This is a genomic window from Streptomyces sp. MnatMP-M17 (genome assembly GCF_900091995.1).
GTDB lineage: Bacteria > Actinomycetota > Actinomycetes > Streptomycetales > Streptomycetaceae > Streptomyces.
Genome location: NZ_FMDK01001199.1, coordinates 1 through 1,071, shown reverse-complemented (window position 1 = coordinate 1,071; position 1,071 = coordinate 1). Strand labels below are relative to the sequence as shown.

At 73.9% G+C, this 1,071-nt stretch carries 1 pseudogene; it reads right to left on the bottom strand.

From position 1 onward, the window contains the following. Positions 1–1,028 (bottom strand): annotated as a pseudogene (locus GA0115259_RS37745) (hypothetical protein); the annotation flags it as partial. Between the last annotated feature and the right edge of the window lie 43 nt (positions 1,029–1,071).

Sequence of the window (1,071 nt, the reverse complement as noted above, 5' to 3'; positions counted from 1 at the left end):
CCGTCGGGGGTGACGGTGGTGCCACGGGCGTTGAAGACCGACTTGGCGGTGGCGGCGGCTTTGCGTCGCTGGCCGGCCCGCTGGGCGCGGTCCTGAGCCTGCGCCTTGGACTGCGCGGCCATGGCGTTGGCCGCTGCGGCCTGCGCCGCGAGGTCGGCGGCGTCGGTGGCTGCCGCGTGATCCATGACGACCCCCACGGCGCCGGACAGCAGATCGGTGAGGTTATCCGGCACGGGCAGGGCGGGGGCCACGGTGTCCAGAGCGTCGCACCATTTTTGAGCGTGCGCGAGCATGGTCGTGGCGTCGTGGTCGGCGCACTGGTGGGCTGCGGTCCAGATGCGGGTGAGGGTGGCCAGCAGGTTTGCGCCCAGCACCTTTTCGCACAGATCGGCGACGGCCCGGGTCTCGTCGGCGTCCAGGATGCCGACGTCACGGCGGCCGAGGACCAGGGCCGCCACGGAGGCGGCGTGCTCGATGCCCTGGAGGGTGGGGTGGGCGATGTCGGGCATGACCAGGGTTCGGGCACTGGTGCGCAGGTACGTGCGGTCCGTGGGCCGCGTGATCAGGTGCGCGCCTTCGACGCGGCTCTCCTCCAGCAGGAGCGCGGCCTCGACGACACGGGGGTTCGCTCCGGCAGGCTTCGTCCAGACGGAGTGGGCCGCGTGCGCGGCCTCGTGGACGAACACTCCCCAGGCAGCGGGATACCGCTCCTCGTCGCCCACGATCCGCGGATGGATCTCGTGGGGCTGGAGCGGGGCGAACAGGCCGGCGTCGAACTCGACCTCGCCCAGAGTGGGGAAGAACGCGGCCGGTGCGCCGCTGCGCGTGCCGGGGCGGCAGGTGACGAGGAGGTCCTGGCGGCCGGAGAGGGCGACCAGGCGATCGCCGAGTTCGGCTCCCACGCGCAGCCACAAGTGCGGGGAGGAACGGGGTCGCGCGGGCGGGGCGCCGTCGTCGTCCCATCGCGCGAGGTCGGCGTCGTCGTCCGGCGTGGTGGCGGGGGGCTGGACGTGGTGGCGGGCGCTCATCGCGAGCGGCCCCGGTGTGCGGAGCCGGCGTGGCCCGGGGGCT